7 protein-coding genes are annotated in these 6,222 nt (G+C 32.8%); 2 read left to right on the top strand and 5 right to left on the bottom strand.

The annotated features are described in order from the left end of the window. Positions 1-66: 66 nt before the first annotated feature. Positions 67-837 (top strand): sulfite exporter TauE/SafE family protein, encoded by a 771-nt coding sequence (locus V7024_RS23415; RefSeq protein WP_335524432.1) that lies wholly within the window; start codon positions 67-69, stop codon positions 835-837. A 66-nt stretch (positions 838-903) separates the two neighbouring features. Here V7024_RS23415 and V7024_RS23410 read toward each other — a convergent pair whose 3' ends face one another. The 4 genes from V7024_RS23410 to V7024_RS23395 all read right to left on the bottom strand — a co-directional run bounded on the left by V7024_RS23410 (position 904) and on the right by V7024_RS23395 (position 3,700). Then, complete coding sequence (locus V7024_RS23410) at positions 904-1,089, bottom strand: DUF3970 family protein (RefSeq protein ID WP_335524431.1); 186 nt, start codon at positions 1,087-1,089, stop codon at positions 904-906. 72 nt (positions 1,090-1,161) lie between these two features. Then, the gene (locus V7024_RS23405) at positions 1,162-1,947 is read right to left on the bottom strand and encodes a class I SAM-dependent methyltransferase (protein ID WP_335524429.1); all 786 of its coding nucleotides are present in this window, start codon (positions 1,945-1,947) and stop codon (positions 1,162-1,164) included. A gap of 95 nt (positions 1,948-2,042) precedes the next feature. Next, positions 2,043-3,122, bottom strand: a complete 1,080-nt coding sequence (locus V7024_RS23400; protein ID WP_335524428.1) for a DUF418 domain-containing protein — start codon at positions 3,120-3,122, stop codon at positions 2,043-2,045. Positions 3,123-3,136: 14 nt separating this feature from the next. Further along, positions 3,137-3,700 carry a TetR/AcrR family transcriptional regulator gene (locus tag V7024_RS23395; RefSeq protein WP_335524427.1) on the bottom strand — a complete coding sequence of 188 codons (564 nt, stop codon included), beginning with the start codon at positions 3,698-3,700 and terminating at the stop codon, positions 3,137-3,139. A 269-nt stretch (positions 3,701-3,969) separates the two neighbouring features. Here V7024_RS23395 and V7024_RS23390 point away from each other — a divergent pair, with 269 nt between their 5' ends. Further along, on the top strand, positions 3,970-5,172 hold the full coding sequence (locus tag V7024_RS23390; protein ID WP_335524426.1) for an MFS transporter: 1,203 nt from the start codon (positions 3,970-3,972) through the stop codon (positions 5,170-5,172). Between the two features lie 167 nt (positions 5,173-5,339). Here V7024_RS23390 and pduL read toward each other — a convergent pair whose 3' ends face one another. Then, on the bottom strand, positions 5,340-5,927 hold the full coding sequence (gene pduL, locus V7024_RS23385) for a phosphate propanoyltransferase (RefSeq protein ID WP_335524423.1): 588 nt from the start codon (positions 5,925-5,927) through the stop codon (positions 5,340-5,342). Positions 5,928-6,222: the final 295 nt, after the last annotated feature.

Genomic DNA, 6,222 nt, shown 5'->3' with positions numbered 1-6,222 from the left:
CTTTAATAGTGACTAAATATCAGATCCTTTCGCTAAAAACAAATTTATATTATAGGGGTAGTTATTATGGAAGATATAAACTTATATACACTAGTTTTTTTAGTACTCTCTGGTTTTTTAGCTGCATTCATCGATTCAGTAGTTGGAGGAAGCGGGTTAATTTCTATTCCGGCCTTACTGTTTACAGGATTACCACCTTCAACTGCAATTGCTACGAATAAATTAGCAAGTTCAATGGGAGCTTTAACGAGTACTATATCGTTTATTAAATCAGGAAAAGTAAATTTTCGCCTTGTATCTAAATTGTTCCCTTTGACTGTTTTTGGTTCTTTATTTGGGGCATATGTGGTAAAACATATTTCCTCACAAGTATTAAAACCGTTAATGCTCGTATTATTAATTACAGTTGCTACCTATACCATTTTAAAAAAGGATTGGGGGAAAGATTCTAAATATAAAGGAATGAGCTGGAAAAGAGGGGCAATTTTTGCAGTAACAGTATTTATGATTGGATTTTATGATGGATTCTTTGGAGCTGGCACTGGTTCGTTTTTGTTATTTTCTTTTTTAATAATTGGATTTGATTTTATTCAGTCAGCCGGCAATGCAAAAGTTCTTAATTTTGGTAGTAATATAGCCGCTCTCATCATGTTTTTATACTTAGATGTCGTGAATTTTTCATATGGAATTCCGATGGGGATTGCTATGATTTTAGGGGCTTTTGTAGGATCAAACTTTGCAATTAAAAAAGACGTCTCATATGTGAGAATACTGTTTATTGTCGTTACTCTTTTATTAATCGGAAAAAATATTTTAGATTATCTACATATTATTTAATTTATTCAAAAAGGGCACTCCCTCAGTCTCATGCAAAATAAAATAACCAAACCTATTTAGGATTGGTTATTTTATTTCCTCTTTTTTCTTATATGTGAGATATGCTAAAACACTCTTACTATTTGTATACTTCGGATTATTTCCTTTTCGCGGTTCACGTGAATATGTTCTTTCATATCCAGGTACCTCAGGCATATCTTTTAAAAATTGCATAACTTCGCTTTCTGTTCCTTCAATACGTACACGAATCATTGTTATTGCTCCCTGCTATATATATTCCACTCTATCCAGTATATCGAATACTATGAATCTCACAAGTATGAATTAACGTTTTAAAGTGGATGATTTTCTAGCAACAAACAATGTCATTTCTGTATGGAAAGAATGCACTTCATTGTTTTCGATTATAATATGAAACCATTCTTGTATTTCTTGAGAAGCTTTTATCATATATTGTGTTAATTCAGCTCTTTCATTTTGTGGAACACCCATCATATCACACCACCACTCAAACTGAAATTCTTTATCAAAAGTAGTATACGATTGCACCTGTAAACCATTTCGTTCTAATAAAGATATCCATTCTGTCTTTTTATAAGCGCGGTGATGACTTGGATCACGTTTCTTTTCTAAAAAATTGTAAAAAATATCGTATTCTTCAAGTTCTGGAGCAACATTATCTACAAGAAGGAAGAGTCCATCTCTCTCTAATGTTCGGTGTACCTCTGCAACAAACTCCTTAATATCTGTAAAATGATGCGCAGCGATGCGGCATGTAATTGTATCAAACGATTCATTCGGAAATGGTAACTTTTCTGCATTTCCTTGTACAAACGAAACATTAAAATGCCCATTTGAACAAATAAATTGTTCCGCTTTCTTTAACATGTTCTCCGTTAAGTCAAATGCAACAACATCTTGAAATAAAGCTGCTAACGCATTCACAACGTGACCTCCGCCCGTTGCAATATCAAGAAGACGATTGTTCTTTTTATCACGAACAACTTCGATAAGATTGTGTAAATCCTTTCCCTTTGCATGAATTTGACTCATTACATATTTCGCAGCATTTTGACCAAATTGATTCACAATTAACTCTTCCTTATTCACTTCCATCCACTCCTTCCATTACTTTTTCCTTCAAAAGTTACTAAATTCCTGTTTGTATCCATTTTTGAATAGAAAAAATCTCATATTCCCAATTATTAATCAGTATATTTTCTCATTAGTAATTCAATTGGTCCCCTTGTAAGACGGGATCGCCAAATAAAGGACAAAACAATTGCACTTACAAAGAAGAGAATAGAACACATGAGCGAAATATTTAGAGTTTGATTTTCTAACAAATTTACAGCTACTAAACCAAATAAAAAGAGTACGTGACCAATATAATGTGTTAATGCCATTTGTCCTGTTAGAATAAGAGATTTTGTAATTATATTTTTAGTGAAAATTTCTGTGAAATATATACATGCGATGATGACGATAACAGCTGTACTTGAACTAGATAAAATATAAAATAAATTTGGAGGCATAGGCTTTGTGGAAAAGATATATATTGCAATGTCTCCGCCTATATAGGGACTTATTGTTTTAATAAGAAAAAATGAAAGACTTTCTAATACAATAAACGAAAAAGAAGAATACCATAATAATTTTTTTCTACTATCATTTCGCGTAAAATCTAGCCTTCCTAACCACATACCGAGTAGTAAGAAGCATAGCCACGGAAAAATAGGATGAAATCCATTGAATAAGAGATTACGCCAAAAACCTTCTAGTGTCCAAAATGTTGAGTACTCATGGAAAGATGTATCCCAGCCTTTCGTATAATCAAATATAAGTTGGGAAATTTGGGCTGTAGTTAAAATTCCGATGAAAGAATAGAGAAGAGTACGGTTTGATGCGACGATATAAAAAGAAGATAGAGACATATAAAATGCATAATAGTGTAATATATCAGCATTCCAGCCAATTATATATAAGAAAATTCCCAGAATTAATAGAAAGAACGATCTCCTCCAAATTGTATGTTTATTCTTTTTTATAAGAATAGGGTCTTTCGTTACACGTGCTTTTTTGGTCATAAGAGAGATTCCAATCCCAGCTAAAATTACAAATATTGCAGAAGCCCTTCCTTCAAAAAGGCCTGTGAAATGAATGATCCATGCTGCCCCTTTACCATCGGCTCCCATTGCCAGTTTATAATTCACAATGACCATTCCGAATATCGCGAGTGCTCTAGCGAAATCAAAACCTGTTACTCTTTTTGATTTTTCAACCATTGTATTACACCCCTTTATAAAATACTTTTTACAGTTAACCTCCAAATTTCTTCTGCATGGAGATGAATTGGACTTCCCATATATTTATCTAACCCCTCTACAACTAAAGTGAGTAATTGTGCCTTCACTTCAATTTTTTCATTTTTTAGCACCCCTAATTCAACTCCAAAGTGTAAAATTTCAATAAACCCTCCTAAATAATCCTGTAATACTTCCTGTAACCAGTTTCCATACTTTTCTTCGCGCATGCTTAACGCAACGTATTCATTTAATATCTTGGAGTAATAGACGTCTTTTTCTTGAACTTGTATCATATGAATCCCGTCATGAATGAGCTGTGTTTCAAAATTTTCTTTGTTATATTTGTGCATTGAAAAAAATCTAGAGAAATTAATTTCTTTTACAATTTCTTTAAACAATTCTTTAATTAATTCTTCCTTTGAAGAAAAGTAATAATAAATAGCAGGTTTAGTCACGCCCACTTCTTTTGCAATCATAGATAAACTGGTTTTTTCAAATCCATTTTCGGCAAATAGTATATAAGCTGTTTCTAATATTTGTTCGTATTTTGTTGACATGAGGTACACTCTCCTTTTTATTTACTTACCGGTAAGTAAATTATAAAGGATATTTTTTCCACATTCAATAGACGAAATGACAATTTATTTTCTTCTGAGAAAAAAGATATATATACAACGAAAATAGCTTCTAAGTCAAAAAATTTGAAATTCTTCTTTTAAACCCTTAGTATATACTCTGACTCAAAATATAAAGTTATACGATGTAATGAAAAAAAGGAGGTTTTATATACGATTTTCACTACAATTAAAGACTGAGAGGTTTTCCTATGTGGCGTAATAAAAATGTATGGGTCGTTCTCACCGGTGAATTTATTGCCGGGGTAGGGTTATGGCTAGGAATTCTAGGTAATTTGGAGTTCATGCAAAAGCATGTTCCATCTGACTTTATGAAATCCATTATTATGTTTATTGGTTTATTAGCTGGTGTCCTTGTTGGGCCCATGGCCGGAAGATTTATTGACCAATATTCTAAGAAAAAAGTACTTTTATATGCAGGGTTAGGCCGTGTATTAAGTGTTATTTTTATGTTTTTCGCTATTGAGTACGAAAGTATTTCATTTATGATTTTATTTATGATCGCCATTCAAATTTCTGCAGCTTTTTATTTCCCTGCACTACAATCTGTTATCCCACTTATTGTTCAGGAGCATGAATTATTACAAATGAATGGAATTCATATGAATATCGCAACAATCGCTCGTATTGTCGGCACCTCACTAGGCGGTCTCCTACTCGTTGTAATGAGTTTGAACTATATGTATGCTTTTTCAATGGCTGCATATGCACTATTATTCTTTGCTACTTTATTATTAAACTTTGAAGATACAAAAATAAATATAACAAATGAAAAGAAACACCAAAATACAAGTTTCATGGAAGTATTTCGCATTTTAAAAGAAATTCCAATTGCGTTTCGTGCTTTAATTTTAAGTACTATTCCACTTTTATTTATTGGCGGTTTTAATTTAATGGTTATAAATATTAGTGAAATGCAGCATGATACAACAATTAAAGGATTTATTTATACAATTGAAGGTTTATCTTTTATGCTTGGCGCGTTTGTCATAAAACGTTTGTCAGAGCACGTTTCTCCATATAAATTACTATATATCTTTTCATTTTGTATTGCTTTTTCTCACTTATCACTCTTTTTCAGTGATATAAAATGGATGACGCTTGTATCTTTCGGTATGTTCGGATTTAGTGTTGGTTGCTTCTTTCCCGTTATGTCAACCATTTTCCAAACGAAAATTGATAAAAGCTACCATGGGCGTATATTCTCATTCCGTAATATGTTTGACCGTGTCATGTTCCAAATTGTCTTACTCGGAACTGGCTTTTTCTTAGATACAATTGGATTGCAATATATGGTGCTTATCTTTGGTGTAATTTCTTTATTTATTATTTTCATTTCAATATTGCAGCAAAAACAATTAAACAAAAACACTTCTCAAACACCAAATATGTAGGAGCCATCTCATTTTTGAGATGGCTTTCATTATTATTAAGTGAAACTTCCACCAGTGGGGGCCTTCATCCCCCACTGACAGTTAGTTAAACGAATCGGGTGCACATGCCAGCAGGTTTACCCCACACTTATCTTCTTCGCTTCTCTCACAACCTTGAGGAGAGAGTCTTACTTCCCGTTAATGCGAGATAAAATCAGTTCACCGACATCTCCTGTTTTTATATTTGCACTGTTTGCTTCATCAGTATCAATATGCATGTCCAATGCATACGTATCCTTCACCCGGATTAATACTTGATTAAAAATCAACCCTCTATCACCTTTAACTTTCACACTCACATATTGTCCGTCACTTACTTGAAACTGCGTTGCATCTTGTGGCGTCATATGAATGTGCCGCTCAGCAACAATTACTCCTTTATCAATTTGAATTTCACCATTTGGACCAATTAAGGTAATACCAGGTGTCCCATCAATGTTTCCCGATGAGCGCAGCGGGGCATTTATACCGAGATGACGAGCATCTGTTTTTGAAATCTCGACCTGTGTAAATTTACGAACAGACCCAAGAATTCGTACTTTCACAATTTCGGATTTCTCTATTTTGATCGTAACTGTTTCTTCTGCTGCGAATTCTCCTGGCTGAGAAAGCTCTTTTGCTACAGTTAACTCATAACCATCTCCAAAAAGCTTTTCTAAATCTTCCTTTGTCACATGAATATGACGATTTGATACACCAATAGGAATTTGCTTCATGTTTATTTCTTCTTTTGTCGATATACACTGTCTATTATTTCCCCCTTTTTAAAAATTAGTTATAAAAAATAATAACTAACATGTCTACTAAGAGTTTAAGGTTTTTGTATTTGTTTTTATTAAAAAATATACGGTAAAGGAAATTTTAGTATCAGCACTATTTTTACATCGACACAAAAAATGGTAAAATATATTTGTGTGTGTTTTCAGAAAAACGAAACAATACAAACAATAAGATAAATTTTAACCACAACAATAGTATTTTAGGAGGCGTTATCCATGAATTATAAGCTAG

This window comes from Bacillus sp. JJ864 (assembly GCF_036963045.1).
Taxonomy (GTDB): Bacteria; Bacillota; Bacilli; order Bacillales; family Bacillaceae_G; genus Bacillus_A; species Bacillus_A pseudomycoides_C.
This window is presented reverse-complemented; position numbering and strand designations above follow the sequence as displayed.

Bases quoted from the DNA above. Each gene is read 5' to 3' on its own strand.
- V7024_RS23390 (WP_335524426.1), top strand. From the start codon at position 3,970: ATGTGGCGTAATAAAAATGTATGGGTCGTTCTCACCGGTGAATTTATT.
- V7024_RS23400 (WP_335524428.1), bottom strand. From the start codon at position 3,122: ATGGTTGAAAAATCAAAAAGAGTAACAGGTTTTGATTTCGCTAGAGCA.
- V7024_RS23410 (WP_335524431.1), bottom strand. From the start codon at position 1,089: ATGATTCGTGTACGTATTGAAGGAACAGAAAGCGAAGTTATGCAATTT.
- V7024_RS23415 (WP_335524432.1), top strand. From the start codon at position 67: ATGGAAGATATAAACTTATATACACTAGTTTTTTTAGTACTCTCTGGT.
- pduL (WP_335524423.1), bottom strand. From the start codon at position 5,927: ATGAAGCAAATTCCTATTGGTGTATCAAATCGTCATATTCATGTGACA.
- V7024_RS23395 (WP_335524427.1), bottom strand. From the start codon at position 3,700: ATGTCAACAAAATACGAACAAATATTAGAAACAGCTTATATACTATTT.